This is a genomic window from Actinospica sp. (assembly GCF_035552695.1).
Lineage (GTDB): Bacteria > Actinomycetota > Actinomycetes > Streptomycetales > Catenulisporaceae > Actinospica.
The window spans coordinates 12,304-35,684 of sequence record NZ_DASZKT010000229.1; the positions used below are offsets into that span (position 1 = coordinate 12,304).

A 23,381-nucleotide genomic window follows, 5' to 3' on the forward strand; every position below is an offset into this window, starting at 1 on the left:
GCTACGAGCTACGCCCCGAACGTCACCGTCACCGGCGCGTGGTCCGACCAGCGCGAGGGGTGATCCACGGGGCGCTCGACGACCGCCGACTTGGCCAGGGCGGCGAGGCCGGGGGTGGCGATCTGGTAGTCGATCCGCCAGCCCGCGTCGTTGTCGAAGGCGCGGCCGCGGTAGGACCACCAGGAGTAGGGGCCTAGCTCGTCCGGGTGAAGCGTCCGGACGATGTCGACGTAGCCGGCCTCGTCGAAGACGCGGCTGAGCCAGGCGCGCTCCTCGGGGAGGAAGCCCGCGTTCTTCTGGTTGGTCTTCCAGTTCCGCAGATCCGCCTCGCGGTGAGCGATGTTCCAGTCACCGCAGACGACGAGTTCGCGGCCCTCGGCCTCGAGCCGCTTGCGGGCGGCGACGAGGTAGGCGAGGAACTCGGCCATGAAGCGCTCCTTCTCCTCCTGGCGCGCGGTGCCGGTCTCGCCGGAGGGCAGGTACAGGCTGGCCACCGTGATGCCGGGCAGGCCCTCGGCCGGGGGGAGGTCGATCTCGATGTAACGGCCGGACTCGTCGAACTCCGTCGAGCCGAAGCCGACCTGCGACCTGGTCGGCTCGACGCGGGTGTAGAGGCCGACGCCGGCGCGGCCCTTGGCCGAGGCGGGGGCGAACAGCGGCCGGGCCCAGCCCTCCGGCGCCCGCAACTGCGCCGGGACCTGCTCGTGGTCGGCGCGAACCTCCTGCAGGCAGACCACGTCGGCGCCGGTGGCCGCGAGCCAGGCGTCGAAGCCCTTCCCGGACGCCGCCCGTAGGCCGTTCACGTTCACGGTCGTGATGGTGATCATTTCGCTCCTGCCGACGGGGATTCGCACCGCGTGCCCTGACGCCAACCATTGTGCACGGCGGGTCCGACACCCGTACGGCGGTCCGCCGTTCGGGTGGCGGCGCGTCGGGCGGTCGCCGTGTGGCGGTGTTCCGCACGGGCATGAAAGCATGCGTAACCGTATTCGGAGTTCTATAGATCACCCGGCTCCAACCGGTGCCGTCGAGTCGAGGGGGAGAACCTCACCATGACCGTGCCATCCGGCCCGGACCAGCCGTCGCGCGGATACGGGGCGCGCCCGCCCCAGGACGCCGCCGCGGGCCAGGCGGGCCAGGCGAACCAGCCGGGGCCGCAGCAGCAGCCGGGACCGCCGCAGCCGGGGTACGGGGCTCCGCAGAGCGGCTACCCGGCACCGCAGCACCCGCAGCAGCACCCGCAGCAGGGCCCGCAGCAGGGCCCGCAGCCGGGGCAGCAGGGTCCGTACGGGGCTCCCCAGCAGCACCCCCAGCAGCCGCAGCAGCAGCCGGCCTGGGGCCAGCAGCCGCAGCCCCAGTATCCGCACCAGCCGCAGCAGTACCAGCCCCAGCAACAGCAGGGCTGGGGCCAGCAGCCGCCGCCACCGCCGCCCTACGGACAGTCCGGCGGCTACCCGGCGCAGCAGCCGTACTTCCCGCAGCTGCCGCGGCAGACGGTCCACTTCAACCCGGTGATGCTGCTGCCGATCCACCACTGGATCCGCGACCGCTCGCTGCGCAACTGGATCACGATCCTGTTCGTCGCGCTGGTCGTGGTGCCGTCGATCACGCTGGTCTACGTCGGCGACGACGTGACGAAGATATCCAAGTCCACCTGGGCCTTCGCGATCTACTTCGCGTGCGCCTGGCTGCTGGTGCTCTGGATCGCCGTCCGGCCGCCGATGATCCGTCCGATGATGCTGCTCGAGATCGGACTCATCGGCCTGATCTTCGAAGCGCCGCTGGCCATCTGGCTGGAGAAGAAGCTCGAGACGCCTAACCAGAACCTGTTCGCGTACATCTTCACCGTCGGCCTGCCCGAGGAGTTCGTGAAGATCCTGCCGGTCGTCGTGCTCGGCCTGATCCTGAAAACCGTCTGGGGCCCGCTCACGCCCAAGGACTACCTGTTCCTCGGCGCGGTCAGCGGCCTGGCCTTCGGCGCGGCCGAGGCCGTGCAGTACATCAACGTCTACATCCCGGGCAACTCCGGCGAGGTCGCCACGGCGGCGGCGAACCAGGGGGCCGACCCCAGCGCGATCGGCCAGTACATCGCCATGACCTCGATCCAGAGCGGTTCCTGGCGCTTCGTCACCGACCCGATGAGCCACGCGGTGTGGGCGGGTATCTCAGGCTACTTCGTCGGCCTGGCCTTCCAGCACCGGCGCTACTTCTGGCTCGCGCTCGTCGGCCTGGGCCTGACCTCGCTGCTGCACGGCGTCAACGACGACGTGGCAGGGCACTGGTTCTGGATCGTCGAGATCGTGGTCAGCGTGCTGCTTTTCATGGCGTACGTCCAGGCGGGCGGGGTGATCGAGCAACAGCTCACCGAGGCCGACGAGGCGCACGCGCGACAAGCCGGGCAGTACGGCCACCCGGCCGGCGCGTACGCGATGCCGATGCAGCAGCCGATGGGCGCCCCCGGCTGGGGCCAGGGCCCGCCGCCGCCCCCGGCGCCCGGCGGCGCGGGCGGGTGGGCGCCGACCGGCACCGGCTCGTTCCCGGCCGCGCCGAGCTGGAACCCGGCCGCCGGCTGGGGCCACTCCGGCTTCACCCCGCTGCCCGGCTACCGGCCGCCGACCGGCGGCCAGCAGCCCCCGCCCGCGTGACGCCCGTATAGCGCCCGCCGAGCGAAGGCTTTGCAACAGCTGAAGAAGATTTCCGGAACCGGTGAGCCGCCCCGCACGTCCGTCCAAGTGAGGACAGGTCGCGCGGGGCGGTTCTCGCCGTTCCGCGCCGCGAAGTGTTGCGAAGAGTCGCAGATCCGGGAGACAGGGCGGCATGGCGAACGGAAAGGGCGTGGCCCCGCGCGTCGACCAGGGCGAAACCGTGCTGGTCGAGCGGCCGAATCGGCGTAGGGGCAAGAAGCCGCGCAAGGGATCGCGCGCGGGCGGGCCGCGCAAGCCGCTGACCCGCGGCCGCAAGATACGCCGCCGGATATTCCGCGGCGTACTCGCCGTCTTCCTGGTGGTCTTCGGGTACGTCGCCTACACCATCGAGCCGTATCTCACCTACGCGGGCTCGGACACCGTCGCGGCACGCGTCGCCGAGTGGGGCCGCGACCACCACCTCAGCTGGGCCGTGACCTGGTTGGAGAACGCGAGCTACAAGGCGCCGCCGACCGGCGGGAAACTCAGCAACCAGCAGGTCAAGACGCTCCAGGGCGCCACAGTCTCGCCCTCCCAGGCGGCCCGCGAGGAACTTCCCGCGAACATCCCGCCGCTCGCCGCCGGCAGCATCCCGGACGAGGGCATATGGCATCCGGTCGAGACCGACTCCGCGGGCGTGCCGATCGTCGAATGGGCCGGCCTGCGCCCGGACTCCCAACACACCTCCGCCCTGGCATACGTCGCGTGGATGAGCCAGAAGGCCCTGTCCTTCCAGCTGCACCCGGGCTCCCAGCAGCCCGGCGGCAGCTTCCCGACGCCCGACGAGATTCCGGCCGGCGCGCGTACCAACCTCATCGCGACGTGGAACGGCGGCTTCAAGGTCAGCCCGAACGACTCGCTGAGCGGCTACTACGAGGACGGCACGACGGTCCGCGCCCTGGTGGACGGCAAGGCCTCGGAGGTGTTCTACAAGGACGGCTCGTTCAAGATCGGCTCCTGGGGCCGCGACCTGACGATGACGCCGCAGGTCGCGAGCGTGCGGCAGAACCTCAGCCTGCTCGTGGACAACGGCCAGGTCATGTCGGCGGGCAGCTCCGGCTCGGGTACGCAGTGGGGTCTGACCGTGAACAACGCCTTCTTCGTGCCGCGCTCGGGCGTGGGCGTGACCGCGAAGGGCGACGTCGTCTACGTGGGCGGCCCCGATCTGTCCGTCGAAACGCTCGCGAAGCTGCTCAGGCAGGCGGGCGCGGTCAACGCGATGGAACTCGACATCAACGCCGACTGGACCTCGTACATGTACTACACGGTGACCGGCGGCAATGCGGCGAACCCGACGCCGAACAAGCTGTGGGACTTCCTGCAGCCGGCCGACCGCTACTTCCAGCCGAGCAGCCGCGACTTCGTGGCCGTATACAAGCGTTGAACGCGGCTTCGGCAACGCACCAGCCGGTAGGGGCTAGGCTGGTAGGCATGCTGGTAGATCGCTTCGGACGTACGGCCACCGACCTGCGGGTCTCGGTGACGGACAAATGCGATCTGCGCTGCACATACTGCATGCCTGCCGAGGGCCTGCCGTGGCTGCCGCGCGAAGAGGTGCTCAGCGACGACGAGCTGGTCCGGCTCGTGCGCATCGGCGTGGAGCGGCTGGGCATCCGCGAAGTGCGGCTGACCGGCGGCGAACCGCTGATCAGGCCCGGGCTTCCCGGCCTGGTCGAGCGGATGGCCGGGCTCACGCCGCGTCCGCGGCTCTCGCTGACCACGAACGGCGTCGCGCTGGGCAGGCTCGCCGCGCCGCTGGTCGCCGCGGGCCTCGACCGGGTCAACGTCTCCCTCGACACGCTGGACCCGCAGCTGTTCCGCAGCCTCACCCGCCGCGACCGGCACGACCGGGTGATCGCCGGAATCGACGCCGCGCTCGCCGCCGGACTCGGCCCGGTGAAGATCAACACGGTGCTGATGCGCGGGATCAACGACCACGAGGCCGCGGACCTCCTGCGCTGGAGCCTGGAACGCGGCTGCGAGCTGCGTTTCATCGAGCAGATGCCGCTCGACGCCCAGCACGGCTGGGACCGCGAGAAGATGGTCACCGCCGAGGAGATCCTGGAGCGGCTCTCGGCCGAATTCGACCTCGTGCCCGAGGGCGCCGACGCCCGCGGCACCGCCCCGGCCGAGACCTGGCTCGTCACCGGATACCGGGCGCCCAACGGCGATCCGGCGCGCGTCGGCGTGATCGCCTCGGTCACCCGGCCCTTCTGCGGGGACTGCGACCGGGTCCGGCTGACCGCCGACGGCCAGATGCGCACCTGCCTGTTCGCCCGCGAGGAATCCGACCTGCGCGCCCCGCTGCGCGACGGCGCCGACGACGCGGAGATCGCCGAGCGGTGGCGGATCGCGTTCCTGGGCAAGAAGGCCGGCGCCGGGATCGGCGAGCCGGACTTCGTGCAGCCGATGCGCCCGATGTCCGCCATCGGCGGCTGAGATCTTCTGAAAGGAAGGGTCGCGGCGGCCGCGGGGGACGGGCACGCCGCGGGACTTCCGGCGACTCGGAAAACCTTCGGAGAAAAGGCGAACGGTCGGCACACGGGGGGGATGCCGACCGTTCGCGGCAGGCGCGGCTGTCGACGGCGGCGCCTGCTTTGGCAGCACCTCGACGGGGGAACGAGGCGTGCGTAAGAAGTATGGCACACTCGGCCGGTAGGTGTGAACTCCAGACCAATATGACTTGCGGTGAACTCGCGACCGTCAAGGTCGACCGCGTTTCCGCAGGTCAGAACGAAAGTTCACGTTTACTCTGGGTGGTCCTGACGCTTCATCACGTCATCATCCTCGGCCCACTCCGCGGAGCATTCTTGATCGCCGGCGCCGTCGTTCGCCGTGATACTCCGATCCGTTTCTGGCAACTCGTTCTGCCGCGGCGAGCCGATCATCAGGTTGGTCGGCGGCGCGTCCTGGGTCGGCGCGCCGTTGGCCCGGATCACCGCCACGTACGGGATCACCGTGGCCACCAGACCGAGGATCACCCGCTCCATGATGGTGAGTCCGGGCACGAACACCACCACGAGGATCGCGACCACGCGGAAGCCCATCGTCGCGGCGTACTGCTTCTGCCGGCGGGCGACGTCGTCCAGGTGGCTGTGGTCGGCCGTCGTGATCCCGTACGAGGGCGAGCGCCGGTGCTGCCGGGAGAAGGGGAGCCTCACAACCCCCAGCCTAGTTCCGGGCGAACATCCCGTTAAGACCGGGGGAGGCACGGCGATCAAGACCTGCCGCATTTCTTTGTACGGTCCGCTAGAGCAGGTCGGCGCGGCGAGCCGGTACGGTAAGGCCTGGAACGACAGTAGCGGTTGACGTCAGAGAGGGCGCACCTTGAGCAGGTCAGTACTCGTCACCGGCGGGAACCGGGGCATCGGCCTCGCGATCGCCGCCGCGTTCGCCGAGCAGGGGGACAAGGTCGCGCTGACCTACCGGTCCGGTGAGCCGCCCGAGCTGAAGGCCGCCGGCGAGGGCTCCGTGCTCCCGGTCCGGTGCGACATCACCTCGGCCGAGGACGTCGAGCGCGCGTTCACCGAGATCGAGGCCGCGCACGGCCCGGTCGAGATCCTGGTGGCGAACGCCGGGATCACCCGGGACACGCTCGTGCTGCGGATGAGCGAGCAGGACTTCACCGACGTGCTCGACACCAACCTCACCGGCTCCTTCCGGGTCGCCAAGCGCGCCGCCAAGGGCATGCTGCGGCTCAAGCGCGGCCGGCTGATCTTCATCTCCTCGGTCGTCGGCCTGTCCGGCTCGCCCGGCCAGGTCAACTACGCCGCGTCCAAGGCCGGCCTGGTCGGCATGGCCAGGTCGCTGGCGCACGAGCTCGGCTCCCGCTCGATCACCGCGAACGTGGTCGCGCCCGGCTTCGTGGAGACGGCGATGACCGCGGAGCTGACCGACGAGCGCAAGAAGCAGATCATCGACGCCGTCCCCCTCCGGCGCTACGCGCAGCCCGAGGAGATCGCGGGCGTCGTCAAGTTCCTGGCCTCTCCGGAGGCCGCGTACATCACAGGCGCCGTCGTCCCGGTCGACGGCGGTCTCGGAATGGGGCACTGAATCAGCATGGGTATTCTCGACGGCAAGCGCATCCTGGTCACCGGCGTGATCACCGACGCGTCCATCGCCTTCTCGGTGGCGCGGCTGGCGCAGGAGGAGGGCGCCGAGGTCGTGCTCACCGGCTACGGGCGGCTCAGCCTGGTCAATCGGATCGCGGCCAAGCTGCCCAAGCCCGCCCCGGTGATCGAGCTCGACGTGACGAACGAGGAGCACCTGGCCGCGCTCGAGGCGAACGTCCGCGAGTACGTGGACGGCCTCGACGGCGTCGTGCACTCGATCGCCTTCGGCCCGGAGGACGCCCTCGGCGGCAACTTCCTCAACACGCCGTACGCCTCGGCCGCCACGGCCTACCAGGTCTCCGCGTTCTCCTACAAGTCCCTCGCCATGGCGGCGCTGCCGCTGTTCGGCGAGCGCGGCGGCTCGATCGTCGGCATGGACTTCGACGCGCAGGTGGCCTGGCCCGGCTACGACTGGATGGGCGTCGCCAAGGCCGCGCTCGAGGCCACCAGCCGCTACCTGGCCCGCGACCTCGGCCCCAAGGGCATTCGCAGCAACCTGATCTCGGCCGGCCCGGTCAAGACCATGGCCGCGAAGTCGATCCCCGGCTTCGACCAGTTCGAGGGCGTCTGGGACTCCCGCGCCCCGATCGGCTGGGACATGTCCGACCCCGAGCCCGCCGCCCGCGGCGTCGTCGGCCTGCTCTCCGACTGGTTCCCGAAGACGACCGGCGAGGTCGTCCACGTCGACGGCGGCGTGCACGCCATCGCGGTGTGACGCACTGAAATGTGACGCGTTGAGTTGTGCTGCGTCGAATGTGACGCGTTGACAGATGCTCGTCCCCGCCGCGCGGTTCCCGTGGCGGGGACGAGCTGTTTCTCAGGCTGAGGCTCAGACGTCCCGGATGCGGGCGTGCAGATGCATGTCGTGGCGGCCGTCGTCGTGCACTGCGGCGCTGCGCTTGGTGCCCTCCAGGAGATAGCCGGACTTTGTCGCGACCCGGCAGGAGGCGTGGTTTCGCGTCGAGTGATCCAGGTACAGGCGGTGGAATCCGACCTCCTCCATGGCCCAGACCGTGAGCGCCTGTACGGCGCACGTCGCGACGCCCGCACCACGGGCCGCTGGGACCACCCAGTACGCGACACCGGCGATTCCGTCATCGAAATTCCAGCCGCGCGTGGCGATTCGGCCGAGTACTTCGCCGTCGCCGCGGGTGATCGCCCAGTGGGCGCCCCTTTCAGTTGCCCAGTCTCGGCGGTACTCATCGAACCACTCCAGGACGTGCGCCTCCGACGACGGACGGCGCGTGTGCCAACGGCGGATCTCATCGTCCTGATACGCGGACAGGAACGCCGGTGCGTCGCCCGGTTCCCAAGGACGTAGCAGCAGACCTTGGGCGGCGGGCAATACCGGCTGAGGGGAATCGGCGAGCAAGCCGGACGGAATCACGGGCGGTGTCGAAAGATCGCGAGTCACGACCAATGATCAGCTGACGTCCACGTCACCCGTCAAGTCGTTGAGCGGGAACGAGGACGGTCCGAGATCAGGGAGATCACGCCACGTTCGCCGGCTCGGTGGGATAGTCGTGCGTGTGGAGCCCAGTTGATCTCGACAGTTTTTCCTGGCCCACGCGTGGGCTAGCGGCAAGGCACGAGCGGTTCGCTAGCCGCAGACGTCCGCGAGCGCGCTGTCGAACTGGATGGCCTCGGTCTCCATGCCGACCAGGTTTCCCCGGTTCGCGAACATGAGGTAGACGAGGATGTTGTTCGTCGACGGTGGCGGCGTTGCCGGGCAGCTCGTCACCGGGATGGAGAAGGCCACCCGCACCCCGCCGGCGGGCTTGACGGTACCGGCGGGCGCGAGCGTGGGCAGCGGATTCGGCGCGATGACGATCCCGCCGGCCTCGGGGTCGGCCGAGTACGAGGCGGCCGCGGTGTAGTTCAGCGGGATGTCGGCGATCGAGGTGGTCGAGAGGCTCACGGAGATCACCCGGGTCTTCGGATCACCGGTCGTTGTCATCGAGAGCGGGCCGATGACATTGCCCTCCTGCCGGCCGCAGATCCGCTGCTGGAGGCTCTGGTGCCCGACATCCGGCTGAAGGTTCTGGAGGCCGATCGCGCCGCCGGAGGTGCGAGCCCGAACCAACAGGGTGTCGTCGGAAGAGTTCGCCGTGAGCGTCACGGTTACCGAGGACTCAGCGGACGCCGCGGCCGAACTGGTCTGTCCGACCGGGCCGCCGGGGGTCGGGGCGTCATCGGCGCAATCCGCCGTGACGTTCCCGGCGAGCTGACCGGTCTGCCCGGGCCTGAGCGTCGCGCCGCCGGTCGGGGCGAGCGTCGCCGGCCTCGTCAGGCCCGACTCGACCAGGATTCCGTCGAGCAGCGTCACCGGCTCAGGGCTCTTATTGACTACCGGGATCAGTACCCGTTCGCTCGGCTGGGCGTGCCAGACGGTCTCGGAGTCGAGAGCGGACAGGCCCGGAATGGCCGACTCGGCCTTCGTGCCCTGCAGGCTGAGCACGTTGGCGATACGCACGTCCGTCTGATGCCGGTGATAAGCGGTGGTGAGGCACGCGCCGACTCCCGTGACGCACAGCGCGAGCGCGAGCAGGGAGGCCACCACCCTGGGTCGGCTCGCGCGGGCCGGCAGCAGGTTGGAGGGGCCGCGCCCGCCGTCCAGCCGTTCTTCGTCGGGCTCGTCGAGCATTTCGATGTCGTCCGAGTCCTCGTCCGGATCGAGGATCTCGATCCGTGTGTGCTCGACAGCCATGCGGTCCCCTCCGGCCAAGGAGATCAGCATCCCAAGTGATCGTCGCGGCCGACTCTATGCGGGTCGGTGTGTCCAGTCCAGCCGTGACCTCGCGGGCTGGATGGGCGGATCGACTCAGAGCCCTGCGCCATCCAGGTCAGACCAGGGTGATCGGGTTGCTCAGAGCGGCCATCCGCCCGTCGGGATGACGCACTTCGATGCGTACGAACCCTGCTTCTGCCGCGCTGGTGTGCCACTCGAGATTGTCTGATCCCGTGGCGGGCAACACGGTGCGGTGAGCTACGCCTTTCTCCGTATGGAAGCTGACTGTGCCCGCGGGTACGCCGTGCACCTGCACCTGTGCGACGACCGGTGCGCCACCCGTGTTCAGCTCTTCGCCAATGCCCGCGCGTCGTCCGCCTACGACAAGGTTGAACTCAAGGTGCACTGCCGCCGATTCCGCCACCCAGCACCGTCCTGCGCGGATGCCGGCGAGGATTGCAGCTGGGGTCGGCTTCTCTGCCGCCACGACGGTGTGCGGGATGCCGATCTGTCCGTCGAGGTGGGTGTCGCTGTTGCCGATCGCCGGGCGCCACCGTCCTCGGTGTACGTCTGCGGCCAGACTCCGTCCCCACTCGGCCAGCGCCACCTCGTTGTTCGCCTGCCACGGCAGGTCGGACGTCCACGGCCCGTTCCACACCTCGACCACATCGAAGCCCCGGTACGGATACACGAACGCGCCCGACGGGTACGGCGCGTACGGATGGGCTGCCACGCACAGCCCGCCGACCCGATGGACCGCCGCGAGGTGCCGCTCCACCACCGCGTCACGCACGCCGTAGTCGCCGTCGATCAACTGCCCCGCCTCGAGGCCGAGCGCAAGCCAGTGCCCTGTACGCGTGACCACCTCCTGGCCGAACAGCACCATCAGGTCGCCGTCGCCGAGCCGGGCCCACGCCTCGTGCCCGTCCGCCGTGTTGTGCTCGGTAGTCACCACGAAGTCCAGCCCGACCGCCCGAGCACCAGCAGCCACCTGCTCCGGCGTCAGCTCACCGCCATGGGAGTACACCGAATGAACATGGCAATCGCCGCGATACCAACCGGGCGCGGCGCTGCGTACGGGTTCGGCAGGCGAGGCGGCCTCTGACATCGACATTGCACCCCCAGGTGCGGGATCGCCCCGTCACGCAGGCGTGCGTGACGAGGCGATCTTCCTATCAGGACTCAGACTCTCGGACTCAGACTTCCGGAATCGCCGGCGGGGTTACCGCGGGGTGCTGCTCCAGGGCCTCGAGTGCGAGCCGGACGGCCTCCGCCAGTTGCGGGTCGTGGCCGGCGGCGTAGTCGTGCGGCGGGTAGGTGATCTCGATGTCCGGGTCCACGCCGTAGTTCTCGACGCCCCATTCGGCGTTGTCGAACCAGAACGAGAACTTCGGCTGGGTGACGCCGGTGCCGTCGACGAGCGTGTACCTGCCGTCGATGCCGACGACGCCGCCCCAGGTGCGGGTGCCGACGACGGGGCCGAGGCCGTAGCGCTTGAAGGCGTTCGTGCCGATGTCGCCGTCGGAGCCGGCGAACTCGTCCGTGATGGCCACGATCGGGCCGCGCGGGGCGTCGTTCGGGTAGCGGGACGGCTGCTGGTTGCGGCCGACGTCCCAGCCGATGACCTTGCGGTTCAGCTTCTCGATCACCAGCTCCGAGGTGTGGCCGCCGCCGTTCTCCCGCAGGTCGAAGACAAGGCCCTCGCGGGCCATCTCCACGTGCAGGTCGCGGTGGTATTCGGCCCAGCCGTACGACACCATGTTCGGCACGTGCAGGTAGCCGAGCCGCCCGCCGGACAGCTCGTGCACCTTCGCCCGCCGGGCGCGGACCAGGTCCTGGTAGCGCAGCACGAAGTCGTTCGCCAGCGGCACGACCACGACCCGGCGATCCGCCTCGCCGTCCCGGCGCAGCGTCAGCTCGACCGGCTGGTCGGCCTTTCCGACGAGCAGCGCGGCCGGGCCGTTCACCGCCTCGACCGGACGTCCGTCGACCGCGACGATCGCGTCGCCGGCCCGCGCCGAGACGCCGGGCGCCTCCAGCGGGGAGCGGCCCTCGGACACCGACGTCTCGCTCGGCAGGATCCGGGCTATCCGCCAGACGCCGTCCTCGCCCTTGGCCAGGTCCGCGCCGAGCTGGCCAAGCGACTGCGCCGAGGAACGCTCGGCTCCGGGGGTGCGCACGTACGCGTGCGAGGTGTTGAGCTCCGCCCCGACCTCCCACAGCACGTCGCGCAGGTCGTCGCCCGTGCCCGCGCGCAGCGCCAGCGGCAGGTAGCGGGCGTGGATCTCGTCCCAGTCGACGCCGCCCATGTCCGCGCGCCAGAAGTTGTCGCGCAGCAGCCGCCAGTTCTCGCTGTACATCTGCCGCCACTCGGCGACCGGGTCCACGACGACGCGGATCCGGTCCAGGTCGACGGTGATCGCGTCATCGTCGTCCTTGGCGTCGAAGGCCTTGACGGTGAGGTCGCCGTCCTTGCGGTAAGCGATCCTCGTGCCGTCACCGGAGACCGCGTAGGCGTCCAGCGCCTCGACCGGCGTGCTCAGCTTGCGCTTCGTCAGGTGGTAGCTCTGCAGCGAGGGCTTCGGGTGCTTCTCCTCGGCGCCGATCAGGCTCTCGCCGAGCTCGCCGGTGCGCGGGACGTCGAGCCACAGCAGCGCGTCGTCCGCGGCCTTCAGATCGGCGTACTCGCCCGCCTGGACGGGGAGCGGCACGACGCGGCCGGAAAGGCCCTCGAGGTCCAGGCGCACCGGCTCGACGGGCTCCTCCGCCTCGCCCTCGCCGTCCTTCTTCGAACCCTTCGATCCCTTGTCCCTGTCCTTCTCCTCCGACCTGGCCGGACGGCCGTTGAGCTCGGGGGCGAACGGCGACGGGGTGTCCGCGGCGAGCGTGACCAGGTACGGCCGGATGCCCGGCAGGAAGCCGAGGTCGAACAGCTGCCCGTCGTACACCGGGTCGAAGGTGCGGTTCGACAGGAACGCCAGGTACTTGCCGTCCTTCGTGAACACGGGGGAGTGGTCGTCGAACCGCTGCGGCGTCACGTCCACGATCTCGCGGTCGGCCAGCCGCGCGAGCCGCACGTGCCGGTACGACCAGCCCGGCGACCAGCCCTCGGCCCAGGCCAGCAGGGCCGAGTCCGGGGAGAACGACAGGCCGCTGGCCTCCCGGTTCGCGCTGCGGGATAGCTCGCTCGCGGTGCCGGACTCGATGTCGACGGTGAGCACGCGGCCGTCGTCGCCGGCCACGGCCAGGGTCTTGGCGTCCGGGGACGCGACGAGCTCGAGCACCCGGCCCAGCTGACCGCTCAGGATCCGCCGCGTCTCGCCACCGTCGGCCGGAATGAGGTCGAGGCCGTCCTCGCCGTCCGCGTCGGAGACGCAGACGACGGTCGAGGTCCCCGGCAGGATCAACGGGATCCGGGCGCGCACGCCCGGCTGGTCGAGCAGCGCGCGGGCCGGCCCCTGCTCGACCGGCAGCCAGTGCGCGGATCCGCGCACCTCGGCGGCGAGGATCCGGCCGGTCTTGCAGAGGGCGAACTCGCCCGTCTTCTGCTTGGCCGACACCGGGAAGGGAGCACGGCCCGAGCGCACGCCGCCGAGTTGCACGTTGAGCCTGACCGGTTCGGCGTCGAGGGATTCGAGCAGCCACAGGTCGCCCGCGCACTGGTAGACGACGCGCGTGCCGTCGGTCGTGGCGTGCCGCGCGTAGTACGCGCCGTGGTCCGTGTGCCGCCGCACGTCGGAGCCGTCCGGCAGTGCCGAGTACACCGCGGCCGCGCCCTCGTGGTCCGACATGAAGACCACGCGCCCGGACACCCACATCGGGTTCACCAGGTGGTTGCCGGTCTCGGTGAGGATCTGCTCGTACGCGGTGCCGTCCGGCGAGTACCAGATCCGGCCGCCGGTACCGCCGCCGTACCGCTTCCACTTGGCGGGCTCCCGGTAGGTCGAGGTGCCGACCAGCACCGCGCCCTCGGGGGAGACGGACACGTCCGCGGCCGAGCCGTACGGCAGCTCGCGCGGCGAGCCGTCCAGCGGCACGGCGAACGGCCAGGTGTGCATGCCGTCGTGGTGCCCGTGCCAGCTGGTGACCAGCACTTCGGTGTCGGAGAGCCAGCCGCGTACGCCCGCGGTCTCGAAGCCGTCGCTGCCCCAGTAGGTCAGCCGCTTGACGGGGCCGCCGTCCACCTCCACCGCATAGGCCTCGCGCGCGCCCTCCCGCGGCGCGCTCCAGGCCACATGCGTACCGGAGGGGTTGAGCCGGGGACTGACCGGCGGGACTCGGTCTGAGGTCAGCCGCCATGCCCGGGCGCCGTCCGCGCGTGCCGCGTCGAGCGGTGCGAGCCAGACGTCGTCTTCGGCGACGAACGTCAGGAGGTTTCCGGACAAGTGCGGAAATCGAAGGTAAGGATTGTCTGCCACGTCGCCGACTCTATTCATCTTCACGGTTTTGCGTCGAGAAAGTTTTGCGCTGCGCAGGGGGCAGCAGAGGAGGAGTTGCCGCGCGGGTGTGCTCCAACGCCTCCAATGCCAGTCTCACGGCCGTTTCGAGCTGTGGATCGCGACCCGCGGCCCAGTCCTGCGGCGTGATCGGAACCTCGACGTCCGGGTCCACGCCGTAGTTCTCCATGCCCATGCCGTTGTCGTCGAACCAACACGCGTACTTCGGCTGCGTGGTCGTGGTGCCGTCCACCAGTGAATACCTGCCGTCGATGCCGATCACGCCGCCCCAGGTGCGGGTGCCGACGACCGGGCCGATGCCGTGCCGCTTGACGGCGTTCGTGGCGATGTCCCCGTCGGAGGCCGAGCACTCGTCCGAGATCGCCACGATCGGGCCGCGCGGCGCCTCTTCCGGATAGCTGGACGGCTTGCCGCGGCGCGGCAGCGCCCAGCCGGTGACCTTGCGGAGCAGCTTCTCGATGACGAGCTCGGAGGTGTGGCCGCCGCTGTTGGAGCGCAGGTCGAAGATCAGGCCGTCGCGGGTGATCTCGGTGTGCAGGTCGCGGTGGTACTCGGCCCAGCCGGGAGACTGCATGTCGGGCACGTGCACGTAGCCGAGGCGCCCGCCGGACAGTTCGCGCACCGTCGCCCGCCGCGCCCGCATCAGGTCGTGGTATCGCAGGACACGTTCATCTCGGATCGGGGTGACGGCCACGCGCCGGTCCGCCGCTCCGTCCCGACGCAGCGTCAGTTCGACGGGCTTTCCCGCCTTCCCGACCAGCTGCGCGTTCGGCCCGCGCGCCGGATCCACCGGCCGGCCGTCGACCGCCACGATCGCGTCGCCCGGCCGCGCGGCCACTCCCATCGCGAGCAGCGGCGAGCGTCCCCCGGCGACCGAGTCCTCACCCGGCAGGATGCGCACGATCCGCCACAGGCCCGCCTCATCGCGCTCCAGATCGGCGCCGAGCGCGCCCTGGACCAGCGCCGAATCCCTCGACTCCGCGGCCCCGATGACGTACGCGTGCGAGGTGCCGAGCTCCGCAGCGACCTCCCACAGCAGGTCGTGCAGGTCGCTCGTGGAACCGATCCGCTCGACGAGCGGCCGGTAGCGGGCGCCCATCGCGGCCCAGTCCACGCCGTTCATGTCCGCGCGCCAGAAGTTGTCGCGCATCAGCCGCCAGTTCTCGCTATACATCTGGCGCCACTCGGCGATCGGGTCCACGGTGACGCGGATCCGATCCAGGTCCACGGTGATCGGCTCGTCGCTCTGGCTCTCGCTCTGGCCTTGGCCATTGAGCGGACGGACCGTCAGCTCGCCCTTCTTGCGATACGCCAGCCGCTTGCCGTCGGCCGAGACCGTGAAGGAGTCGAGCGAGCAGACGACGGTCGACAACTTCCGCTTGCGCAGGTCGTACCGCATGAGATCGGGCTTGGGCTTCTCGCCGTCGTCCGGGAGCGCGTACGTCTCGCCGAGCTCGCCGCTGTGCGGTACGTCCAGCCACACCACGCCGTCTTTGACCGGACGCAGCTTCGTATACAGCCCCGCCGGCACGGGGAAGGGCTCGAGCCGCGCCGCGAGACCCTCGAAATCGACCACGACCGGCAGGATCTCGTCGCCGCTTTCGCTGTCGCTGTGTCTCTTCTCCTCGTCCGCGGCCTTCACCGGTCGCCCGTCCAGCTCCGCCGCGAACGGCGACGGGGTGGCCTCGGCCAGGCCGACCAGGTACGGCCGGACGCCGGGCGGGAAGTTGAGGTCGAAGCCCTGCGCGTCGTGCCTCGCGTCGAAGACGCGGTTCGAGAGGAACGCCAGGAACTTGCCGTCGTGCGTGAAGGCGGGCGAGTAGTCGTTGAACCGCTGCGGGGTCACGTCCACGATCTCGCGGTCGGACAGGCGCGCGAGCCGAATCTGCGAGGTGACGCGGCCGTTCCACGTCCACGGTGCGGCCCACGCCAGGTAGGCCGAGTCCGGTGAGAAGACCAGGTCCGTGGGCTCGGTGTACTCGCTCTCGACGAGTTCGGTCGCGGTGCCGGTCTCGACGTCGACCGTGATCAGCCGACCGTCATCGCTCGATACGCCCAGAGTCTTGGCATCGGGCGACGCGGCGAGCTCCAGCACCCGGCCCAGCCGACCGGTCAGGATCCGCCGGGTCGGCCCGCCGTCAGTCGGGATGAAGTCGATTCCGTCCTCGCCGTCCGAATCCGAGACGCACACGACGGTGTCGGTGCCCGGCAGCACGAGCGGTATTCGAGCACGTATACCCGGCTCGGAGAGCACCGCGCGGGCCGGGCCCTGCTCGACCGGCAGCCAGTGCGCCGTGCCGCGGACCTCGGCCGCGAGCACCCGGCCGGTGGTGCTCAGCGCGTAGTGTCCGAGGCCTGATGCCGTGGACACCGGGAAGGGCGAGCGCCCGGAGCGTGCCCCGCCGAGTCGGACGTCGAGCTTGACCGGTTCGGCGTCGAGGGATTCGAGCAGCCACAGGTCGCCCGCGCTCTGATAGACGACGCGTACGCCGTCGGTCGTCGCATGCCGCGCGTAGTACGTGCCGAGCTCGGTGTGTCGGCGCACGTCCGAGCCGTCCGGCTGCGAGGAGTACAGCGCCCCGACGCCTTCGTGGTCTGACAAGAACACGACGCGCCCGGACACCCACATCGGATTGACGATGTGATTGCCCACGTCGCGCAGGATCCGCGTGAACTCGGTGCCGTCCGGGGAGTACCAGACCTGGCCGCCGCGTCCGCCGAGGTAGCGCTTCCAGTGCGCGGGCTCCCGATTGGAGATCGGGCTCAGCAGCACCGCACCGTCCGATGAGACCGCCACGTCGGCGGTCGGGCCGTACGGCAACTGCCGGGCGGGTCCGGCGAGCGGCACCGCGTACGCCCATACCTTTTTCTGCGACCAGGACGCGGGCCAGCCGGTCACCAGCACCTCGGTTTCGGAGAGCCACCCGCGCACTCCGTCGCCCCCGGTGCCGGCCTTGCCCCAGTACGTCAACCTGTTAATCGGTCCGCCGTCCACCGCCACCGCGTAGGCCTCGCTCGCACCGGTTCGCGTCGAACTCCACGCGAGGTGGGTGCCCGAGGGATTCAGGCGCGGGTGCGTCGCGGGCGCGCGGTCCGAGGTCAGCCGCCAGGCGCGCGCCCCGTCCGCCCGGGCCTCGTCGAGCGGGGCGAGCCAGACATCATCCTCGGCCACGAACGTCAGCAGATTGCGGGTCACGTGCGGGAAGCGTAAGTATGAAGAGTCAGCCACGATCGCGACCTTACGCAGCCCGCCGGTTCTGAGCCGTCATTGTCGCCGCGAGCCGATAGGCTGCCAACCGGCCTCCGGCACGGCGGCCGAAGCACGGAGACGGTTGGAACGAGGACGAGATGTCGGCACCGGACACAGCGGCCCAGCTCAGCACGGCCACGGCCATCAACCTGCGGATCGCCGAGGAGCTTCAGGCGGCCCCCGGCCAGGTGCGCGCCGCGGTGGGGCTGCTCGACGAGGGCTCGACCGTGCCGTTCATCGCCAGGTACCGCAAGGAGGTCACCGGCGGCCTCGACGACACCCAGCTGCGCACCCTCGAGGAGCGGCTGCGCTACCTGCGCGAGCTCGAGGAGCGCCGGGCCGCGGTCCTCGAGTCGATCGAATCGCAGGGCAAGCTGACCGACGAGCTCAGGACGCAGATCCTCGCCGCCGACTCCAAGGCGCGGCTCGAGGACATCTACCTGCCGTTCAAGCCGAAGCGGCGCACCAAGGCGCAGATCGCCCGCGAAGCAGGCCTCGAACCCCTGGCCGACGCGCTGCTCGCCGACCCGAACCTGGACCCGCAGCGGGAGGCCGCGGCGTACGTCGACGCCGAGAAGGGCGTCGCGGACGTCGCCGCGGCGCTGGAGGGCGCCCGGTCGATCCTCGTCGAGCGCTTCGGCGAGGACGCGGACCTCGCCGGCGAGCTGCGCGAGCGCATGTGGGCGCGCGGCCGGCTGGTCTCGAGGGTGCGCGAGGGCAGGCAGGAGGCGGGCGCGAAGTTCGCCGACTACTTCGACTTCGCCGAACCGCTCACCAAGATCCCCTCGCACCGCGCGCTCGCGATGTTCCGCGGGGAGAAGGAGGAGATGCTCGACCTCGTCTTCGACCCGGAGCCCGAGGACGCCGAGCCGCTCAACAGAGCGTTCTACGCCACTGAGGCGCGGTCCGGCTACGAGGTGCGCATCGCCCAGCGCTTCGAACTGCAGGACCTCGGCCGACCGGCCGACCGCTGGCTGCTGGACACCGCCCGCTGGGCCTGGCGTACCAGGATCCTGATCCGGCTCGGCGTGGACCTGCGGATGCGGCTGTGGCAGAACGCCGAGGACGAGGCGGTCCGGGTGTTCGCCGCCAACCTGCGCGACCTGCTGCTCGCCGCCCCGGCCGGCACCCGCGCGACGCTCGGCCTCGACCCGGGCCTGCGCACCGGAGTCAAGGTCGCGGTCGTCGACGCCACCGGCAAGGTCGTGGCCACGCACACGATCTACCCGCACGTGCCGCACCGCCGCTGGGACGAGTCGATCGCGATCCTCGCCCAGCTGGCCGAGCAGCACAAGGTGGACCTCGTCGCGATCGGCAACGGCACCGCGTCGCGGGAGACCGACCAGCTCGCGGCCGAGCTGATGGCCAAGCACCCCCAGCTCAAGCTGACCAAGGTGATGGTCTCGGAGGCCGGCGCCTCGGTCTACTCGGCGTCCGCGTACGCGTCGGCGGAGCTGCCGGAGCTGGACGTCTCGCTGCGCGGCGCCGTCTCCATCGCCCGCCGCCTGCAGGACCCGCTCGCCGAACTGGTGAAGATCGACCCGAAGTCGATCGGCGTCGGCCAGTACCAGCACGACCTCGCCGAGGGGAAGCTCTCCCGCTCGCTGGACGCGGTCGTCGAGGACTGCGTCAACGGCGTCGGCGTGGACGTGAACACGGCCAGCGTGCCGCTGCTCACCCGGGTCTCCGGGATCGGCGAATCGCTGGCCAAGGCGATCATCGCGCACCGCGACGGCAACGGCCCTTTCCGCACCCGCGACTCGCTCAAGCAGGTCCCGCGCCTCGGCCCGAAGGCCTTCGAGCAGTGCGCTGGCTTCCTGCGCATCCCGGACGGCGACGACCCCCTGGACAGCTCGTCGGTGCACCCCGAGGCCTACCCCGTCGTCCGCAGGATCGTCACGTCGGCGGGCTCTGACATCAGGACGCTGATCGGCAACGTGAAGGCGCTGCGCGGTCTGAAGCCGCAGGAGTTCGTCGACGACACCTTCGGTCTGCCGACCGTCACCGACATCCTGAAGGAGCTGGAGAAGCCCGGCCGCGACCCGCGCCCCGAGTTCAAGACGGCCACCTTCAAGGAGGGCGTGCACGAGCTGAAGGACCTGGAGCCGGGGATGATCCTGGAGGGCGTGGTCACCAACGTCGCCGCCTTCGGCGCGTTCGTCGATGTCGGCGTGCACCAGGACGGCCTGGTCCACGTCTCGGCCCTGTCGAAGAACTTCGTCACCGACCCGCGCGAGGTTGTCAAGCCCGGCGACGTCGTGCGCGTCAAGGTCCTGGACGTGGACGCAGCCCGCAAGCGCATCGCCCTCACTCTCCGTCTGGACGACGAGGCAGGTTCCGGCCGCGGCGGCGGCCGCGACGGCAACCGAGGCGGCGGTGCCAGGGACGGCCGCGACGGCGGCCAGCGTCCCCCGCGCCAGCAGCGCGGCGGCAACGGTGGCGGCGGAAACGGCGGCGGCGGCAAGGGCGGCGGAAACGGCGGTGGCAACAGCGGTGGCAACGGTGGCGGCGAGCGCAACCGAGGCCGGGACAACGGCGGCTCCGCCGGAGCCGGGGGAGGGGCCGACACCGCCCTCGCCGACGCCCTCCGCCGCGCCGGCCTCGTCAAATAACAGGCCCCGCTCGCGAGGCGAGTCCGTTCGGGCCGGTGTAGCCGAGGCGTGGCGCGGTCAGGCTGGGTATTTCCATGGCGGCCCGGCCATCGCGGGTGATACTCCTGCCCGTCATGGACAATCTTGAGACAGCGCGGCTGGTGCTTCATCCGATCAGCGTCAGCGAGGCGGAGCGCGTTGTGACCGGTGAGCCGGATGACGCGGCCCGCTGGGCGCCCGGATACCCATCCGAGGGCGATGTGTTCGCGGCCAAACGCTTCCTGGACACCTGCACGAACACCGGCGATCCCCGGCCGTTCGGCAACTACGAGATCCGTCGCCGCGAGGACGGGCACGCCATCGGTGGCGTGGGCTTCCATGGAACTCCGGATGAGAACGGCAGCGTCACGATCGGCTATGGCCTCATCCCGTCGGCGCGCGGCAACGGATACGCCTCCGAGGCTCTCCGCGCGTTGCTGGCGTTCGCGCGCGCACGCTGTGTCACCTGCGTGGGAGGCGACACTACCTATGGCAACATCGCGTCCCAGCACGTCATGACCGCAGCCGGAATGCAGTTGACCGCAGAAGACGAGCAGCTGAAGTATTACAAGATCGACTGGACCGACACTGCAGCGAATACGGACCCACGCTCCTAGGCGCCGCGTTCGAGGATGGATCGGCGCAGCTGCTCCGGGTCCGTGCCCAAGGCGGTCAGCACGCTGACGGCGGTGCCTCCGCTGACGAGCAGGGCCAGGAGCAGATGTTCGGTGTCAATGTGCTGCTGCCCCGCCGCCGTCGCCTGCAGAAGTGATTCCTTGACCACCTGCTTCGCGTCCAGCGAGAACGGCGGCCGAGGGTACTTGAGCGCGCCGGGGCCGAAGGTCTCATCGGCGCGGCGCTGGATCTCGTCGATGTCGATGCCGAGCGTGGACAGGGCGTCCTTCGGGTTACGGCCGGTGGTCGCCGTCGACTGACGGGCCACCTCGGCGCGGATCTGGCCGAGTTCGAGGCCTTGCGCGCGCAGGACCTCGCTCGCGGTGCCTGCGGTCTGCGCGACGCCGAGGAGGAGGTGCTCGGTGCCGATGACGTCGTGGCCGAGCGAGGCGGCGGCGTCCCGCGAGGCGACCAGGGCGCGCCTGGCCAGCTCGGTGAATCGGTCGTAGACGGTGGTCACTTCGGTCATGTCAGCTCTCCAAGCCTGTGGCCTTGCGGCGGGCGGCGTGCTTCTCGTGGACGGACTGGCGACTCACCTGCAGGGCGGTCGCGATGTTCTGCCAGGACCAGCCCTGCGCGCGGGCGCTGTCCACGTGCAGACGTTCGAGCTCCTCCAGCAGGCGGCGTAGCTCGAGCACCGCCCGCAGGCCGACGGCCGGATCCTTGTCGGTCACCTGTGCCGCCAGCGCGGTCGCCGGCGTCTCCGCAGCGTTCATGGCGTCAAGGTAACCTGACATCCTCGAGGGCGTCAAGCAATCCTGACAACGCTAGCGGGAGCGGGAGCGGGCTGTCGCGAACGACGCGATGGACTCGAGGTCGGGGACGTATCCGTCAGTGGTGTCCACCGCGAGCGAGGGGGCGTCGAGTGCCAGGCGAACGAAGTCCGACCCCAGCAGCCTGTGCGCTTCGGCTTCTGAGTGCGCTTTTCGGGTCGGCTCGGCCGCTCCACGAAGCCTGATACGTTCGTGCGCCGCCGCCTGGTCGGTGATGCACTGCACGATGCGCACGTCGGCGACTTCCAGCAGGGGTTCGAGTCGGGGCCGCCAGACGTGGTCCTGGAACGCGGCCTCGGCGACCGTCGTCACGCCCGCGTCCAGCAGTAGACGCAGGGTCGCGAAGAACGTCGGCAGCGTGCGCAGGTTGAGCTCGTCGCGTTCCGCTGCCTCGAACCCGGGCGACGCGAGGACCATGCCTTCCTTGATCTCGTCGCGGCAGATCGCGGGGCAGCCGATGCGCCGGGCGAGGCGGTGGGCGAGGGTCGTCTTGCCCGAGCCGGGCGGGCCGCTGATCACGATCAGCGTCGGCCTGGCGCTCTCCACCTGCCGAAACCTACCAGCCGCGGGCCTTCCCGGAGTCGCCGTCTGAACTCTTCATGAACCGGCCCCGGGTCCGATCCGTGGCAGGGAGGAGAGAGGGCACCTCGTCCTCCCCGGCCGTCGTGACGGCCGACCATGGGAAGGGAAGCACTCCGATGCGCCATGTTGTCCGTACCCGCCGTGCCGTGCTGTTCGCCGTGCCCGCAGCGCTGGTTCTCGCCGCTGCCGCCGCATGCAGTTCCTCCGGCACGTCCACCACGTCGACCAGCACGGGCACCACGTCCGGATCGAGCAGCTCGTCGACCATGTCCCCGTCCTCGGCGGCCGCGCTCGCCGTCACCACGAACTCGAGCCTCGGCCAGATCGTCACGACCGGCTCGGGCCGCACCGTCTACCGCTTCGACGTCGACTCGGCGAGCCCGTCCAAGAGCAACTGCACCGGCACCTGTGCCACCTACTGGCCACCGGTCGTGGTCACGGGGAGCGGCACGCCCGCGGTGACGGGCGTCAAGGCCAGCCTGGTCGGCGAGTTCACCCGATCGGACGGCAGCAAGCAGCTCACGATCGCGGGCTGGCCGGTTTACACCTACGCCGGGGACTCCGGCCCGGGTACCGCCTCGGGCCAGGGCCTCAGCCTCTCGGGCGGCAAGTGGTGGGCCGTGACCCCGACCGGCGCCAGGGCCGGCGGCAGTTCCGCGCCCACCGGCTCGTCGTCCACCACCAGCGGCAACGGCGGCGGCAACTACTGATCCGATCTGCGGCGACACGCCCGGCGCCGGTGACCTCGCGGCGTGATCACCCTCCCGGTCGCATAGCGTCTCTGCGCGACCCGACCGGGAGGAGAGATCATGGCAGTAGGCGGATTCGAGGCCGCACCCGCGGACTTCGCAGCGGCGGCACCGCGATTCGAGCGGGCGGCGGACGGACTGTCCACGGCGCTTGGGCGAACCGTCGACGCGCTCGAGGGCGACGGGCCGTTCTGGGGCCACGACGAGGAGTTCGAGCACGAATACCTCGGGGACTGGCGCGAGGCGGCCGACCTCGCAACCTCGTGTGAACAGGCGCTCCGCGCGATGGCCGGGCAGCTTGCGGACACCTCTGCGTCGTACGCGGGGGCGGACGAAGCCTGTGCGGATTCCTTCTCCACGCTGCACGATCGGCTCGCGGCGATCCTCGACCCGAACGGTGTGCGCCGATGAGCAACGCGGAGCGCGCGTACGCGGCGGCGGATGCCTGGCGAGCGCTGGCCGAGTCGGCGCAGGACGCGTGGGCCGACGCGGGAGGAACCGCCAGCGCCCTGACCTCGAACAACAGCGGCGCGGTCGTGGACGCGTTCGAGCAGAAGTGGCGGGCACTGTCGTCTTCGAACTCGGCGGCGTCACTGTCGCGTCTGGTCCAGCGCTGCACGGACTTGGCTGAGTCCTGCGAGCGATACGCGGAGCGCCTCGGCACGCCGACGGGCTGAGCGCGGCGTACTGAAGGATTTGTCGGTCCGTTTCGGTAGCGTTCGATAGCGTGGTGCCAGCCGA

At 70.4% G+C, this 23,381-nt stretch carries 20 protein-coding genes; 10 read left to right on the forward strand and 10 right to left on the reverse strand.

The genetic code is table 11. From position 1 onward, the window contains the following. Nucleotides 1-8 precede the first annotated feature (8 nt). Nucleotides 9-827, reverse strand: a complete 819-nt coding sequence (locus tag VG296_RS26020; RefSeq protein WP_325570140.1) for an exodeoxyribonuclease III — start codon at nucleotides 825-827, stop codon at nucleotides 9-11. A 225-nt stretch (nucleotides 828-1,052) separates the two neighbouring features. Between VG296_RS26020 and VG296_RS26025 the strand changes: the two genes are divergently transcribed. From VG296_RS26025 to moaA, 3 genes are all read left to right on the forward strand, one after another. Further along, a complete protein-coding gene (locus tag VG296_RS26025; protein WP_325570142.1) occupies nucleotides 1,053-2,645 on the forward strand; it encodes a PrsW family glutamic-type intramembrane protease in 1,593 nt (530 codons plus the stop codon). A gap of 172 nt (nucleotides 2,646-2,817) precedes the next feature. Then, complete coding sequence (locus VG296_RS26030) at nucleotides 2,818-4,068, forward strand: phosphodiester glycosidase family protein (RefSeq protein ID WP_325570144.1); 1,251 nt, start codon at nucleotides 2,818-2,820, stop codon at nucleotides 4,066-4,068. 47 nt (nucleotides 4,069-4,115) lie between these two features. Then, nucleotides 4,116-5,123, forward strand: a complete 1,008-nt coding sequence (moaA, locus tag VG296_RS26035) for a GTP 3',8-cyclase MoaA (protein ID WP_325570146.1) — start codon at nucleotides 4,116-4,118, stop codon at nucleotides 5,121-5,123. Nucleotides 5,124-5,431: 308 nt separating this feature from the next. Here the strand turns inward: moaA and VG296_RS26040 are convergent, their stop codons facing one another. Continuing rightward, complete coding sequence (locus VG296_RS26040; RefSeq protein ID WP_325570148.1) at nucleotides 5,432-5,845, reverse strand: DUF3099 domain-containing protein; 414 nt, start codon at nucleotides 5,843-5,845, stop codon at nucleotides 5,432-5,434. Nucleotides 5,846-6,011: 166 nt separating this feature from the next. On the opposite strand from VG296_RS26040, the gene fabG reads away from it, so the two are divergent. Next, nucleotides 6,012-6,737 carry a 3-oxoacyl-[acyl-carrier-protein] reductase gene (gene fabG, locus VG296_RS26045; protein ID WP_325570150.1) on the forward strand — a complete coding sequence of 242 codons (726 nt, stop codon included), beginning with the start codon at nucleotides 6,012-6,014 and terminating at the stop codon, nucleotides 6,735-6,737. A 6-nt stretch (nucleotides 6,738-6,743) separates the two neighbouring features. Beyond that, nucleotides 6,744-7,511 (forward strand): enoyl-ACP reductase FabI, encoded by a 768-nt coding sequence (fabI, locus tag VG296_RS26050; RefSeq protein ID WP_325570152.1) that lies wholly within the window; start codon nucleotides 6,744-6,746, stop codon nucleotides 7,509-7,511. Between the two features lie 114 nt (nucleotides 7,512-7,625). Here the strand turns inward: fabI and VG296_RS26055 are convergent, their stop codons facing one another. The 5 genes from VG296_RS26055 to VG296_RS26075 all read right to left on the reverse strand — a co-directional run bounded on the left by VG296_RS26055 (nucleotide 7,626) and on the right by VG296_RS26075 (nucleotide 17,177). Then, nucleotides 7,626-8,210 (reverse strand): GNAT family N-acetyltransferase, encoded by a 585-nt coding sequence (locus tag VG296_RS26055; protein ID WP_325570154.1) that lies wholly within the window; start codon nucleotides 8,208-8,210, stop codon nucleotides 7,626-7,628. A gap of 186 nt (nucleotides 8,211-8,396) precedes the next feature. Next, nucleotides 8,397-9,503, reverse strand: a complete 1,107-nt coding sequence (locus VG296_RS26060) for a hypothetical protein (RefSeq protein ID WP_325570156.1) — start codon at nucleotides 9,501-9,503, stop codon at nucleotides 8,397-8,399. A gap of 136 nt (nucleotides 9,504-9,639) precedes the next feature. Continuing rightward, a complete protein-coding gene (locus VG296_RS26065) occupies nucleotides 9,640-10,632 on the reverse strand; it encodes a CehA/McbA family metallohydrolase (RefSeq protein ID WP_325570158.1) in 993 nt (330 codons plus the stop codon). An 88-nt stretch (nucleotides 10,633-10,720) separates the two neighbouring features. Further along, nucleotides 10,721-13,960 (reverse strand): S41 family peptidase, encoded by a 3,240-nt coding sequence (locus tag VG296_RS26070; protein ID WP_414641137.1) that lies wholly within the window; start codon nucleotides 13,958-13,960, stop codon nucleotides 10,721-10,723. Beyond that, nucleotides 13,953-17,177: a S41 family peptidase gene (locus VG296_RS26075; RefSeq protein WP_325570164.1), complete on the reverse strand. Its 3,225-nt coding sequence runs from the start codon at nucleotides 17,175-17,177 to the stop codon at nucleotides 13,953-13,955. The genes VG296_RS26070 and VG296_RS26075 overlap by 8 nt, the downstream gene beginning before the upstream one ends. Nucleotides 17,178-17,329: 152 nt before the next feature. On the opposite strand from VG296_RS26075, the gene VG296_RS26080 reads away from it, so the two are divergent. Together VG296_RS26080 and VG296_RS26085 are read left to right on the forward strand one after the other, a co-directional pair. Next, nucleotides 17,330-19,843, forward strand: a complete 2,514-nt coding sequence (locus tag VG296_RS26080; protein ID WP_325570166.1) for a Tex family protein — start codon at nucleotides 17,330-17,332, stop codon at nucleotides 19,841-19,843. Nucleotides 19,844-19,956: 113 nt separating this feature from the next. Continuing rightward, nucleotides 19,957-20,478: a GNAT family N-acetyltransferase gene (locus VG296_RS26085; RefSeq protein WP_325570168.1), complete on the forward strand. Its 522-nt coding sequence runs from the start codon at nucleotides 19,957-19,959 to the stop codon at nucleotides 20,476-20,478. Here VG296_RS26085 and VG296_RS26090 read toward each other — a convergent pair. The 3 genes from VG296_RS26090 to VG296_RS26100 are packed head-to-tail and all read right to left on the reverse strand — an operon-like array spanning nucleotide 20,475 to nucleotide 21,855. Continuing rightward, nucleotides 20,475-21,005 (reverse strand): Clp protease N-terminal domain-containing protein, encoded by a 531-nt coding sequence (locus VG296_RS26090; protein ID WP_325570171.1) that lies wholly within the window; start codon nucleotides 21,003-21,005, stop codon nucleotides 20,475-20,477. The genes VG296_RS26085 and VG296_RS26090 overlap by 4 nt on opposite strands. Before the next feature lies 1 nt (nucleotide 21,006). Next, nucleotides 21,007-21,252, reverse strand: a complete 246-nt coding sequence (locus VG296_RS26095; protein ID WP_325570173.1) for a helix-turn-helix domain-containing protein — start codon at nucleotides 21,250-21,252, stop codon at nucleotides 21,007-21,009. Between the two features lie 51 nt (nucleotides 21,253-21,303). Further along, the gene (locus VG296_RS26100) at nucleotides 21,304-21,855 is read right to left on the reverse strand and encodes an AAA family ATPase (RefSeq protein ID WP_325570175.1); all 552 of its coding nucleotides are present in this window, start codon (nucleotides 21,853-21,855) and stop codon (nucleotides 21,304-21,306) included. Nucleotides 21,856-22,007: 152 nt separating this feature from the next. On the opposite strand from VG296_RS26100, the gene VG296_RS26105 reads away from it, so the two are divergent. From VG296_RS26105 to VG296_RS26115, 3 genes are all read left to right on the forward strand, one after another. After that, nucleotides 22,008-22,601: a hypothetical protein gene (locus VG296_RS26105; RefSeq protein WP_325570177.1), complete on the forward strand. Its 594-nt coding sequence runs from the start codon at nucleotides 22,008-22,010 to the stop codon at nucleotides 22,599-22,601. Nucleotides 22,602-22,700: 99 nt separating this feature from the next. Further along, nucleotides 22,701-23,051, forward strand: coding sequence for a hypothetical protein (locus VG296_RS26110; protein ID WP_325570179.1), 351 nt, complete (start codon nucleotides 22,701-22,703; stop codon nucleotides 23,049-23,051). Next, nucleotides 23,048-23,317 carry a hypothetical protein gene (locus VG296_RS26115; RefSeq protein ID WP_325570181.1) on the forward strand — a complete coding sequence of 90 codons (270 nt, stop codon included), beginning with the start codon at nucleotides 23,048-23,050 and terminating at the stop codon, nucleotides 23,315-23,317. Before VG296_RS26110 ends, VG296_RS26115 begins: the two co-directional genes overlap by 4 nt. Nucleotides 23,318-23,381 lie beyond the last annotated feature (64 nt).

Excerpts from the sequence above, each read along its gene's own strand:
- VG296_RS26020 (WP_325570140.1), bottom strand. The coding sequence starts at position 827 with ATGATCACCATCACGACCGTGAACGTGAACGGCCTACGGGCGGCGTCC.
- VG296_RS26025 (WP_325570142.1), top strand. The coding sequence starts at position 1,053 with ATGACCGTGCCATCCGGCCCGGACCAGCCGTCGCGCGGATACGGGGCG.
- VG296_RS26030 (WP_325570144.1), top strand. The coding sequence starts at position 2,818 with ATGGCGAACGGAAAGGGCGTGGCCCCGCGCGTCGACCAGGGCGAAACC.
- moaA (WP_325570146.1), top strand. The coding sequence starts at position 4,116 with ATGCTGGTAGATCGCTTCGGACGTACGGCCACCGACCTGCGGGTCTCG.
- fabI (WP_325570152.1), top strand. The coding sequence starts at position 6,744 with ATGGGTATTCTCGACGGCAAGCGCATCCTGGTCACCGGCGTGATCACC.
- VG296_RS26060 (WP_325570156.1), bottom strand. The coding sequence starts at position 9,503 with ATGGCTGTCGAGCACACACGGATCGAGATCCTCGATCCGGACGAGGAC.
- VG296_RS26065 (WP_325570158.1), bottom strand. The coding sequence starts at position 10,632 with ATGTCAGAGGCCGCCTCGCCTGCCGAACCCGTACGCAGCGCCGCGCCC.
- VG296_RS26070 (WP_414641137.1), bottom strand. The coding sequence starts at position 13,960 with ATGAATAGAGTCGGCGACGTGGCAGACAATCCTTACCTTCGATTTCCG.
- VG296_RS26080 (WP_325570166.1), top strand. The coding sequence starts at position 17,330 with ATGTCGGCACCGGACACAGCGGCCCAGCTCAGCACGGCCACGGCCATC.
- VG296_RS26085 (WP_325570168.1), top strand. The coding sequence starts at position 19,957 with ATGGACAATCTTGAGACAGCGCGGCTGGTGCTTCATCCGATCAGCGTC.
- VG296_RS26090 (WP_325570171.1), bottom strand. The coding sequence starts at position 21,005 with ATGACCGAAGTGACCACCGTCTACGACCGATTCACCGAGCTGGCCAGG.
- VG296_RS26095 (WP_325570173.1), bottom strand. The coding sequence starts at position 21,252 with ATGAACGCTGCGGAGACGCCGGCGACCGCGCTGGCGGCACAGGTGACC.
- VG296_RS26105 (WP_325570177.1), top strand. The coding sequence starts at position 22,008 with ATGCGCCATGTTGTCCGTACCCGCCGTGCCGTGCTGTTCGCCGTGCCC.
- VG296_RS26110 (WP_325570179.1), top strand. The coding sequence starts at position 22,701 with ATGGCAGTAGGCGGATTCGAGGCCGCACCCGCGGACTTCGCAGCGGCG.
- VG296_RS26115 (WP_325570181.1), top strand. The coding sequence starts at position 23,048 with ATGAGCAACGCGGAGCGCGCGTACGCGGCGGCGGATGCCTGGCGAGCG.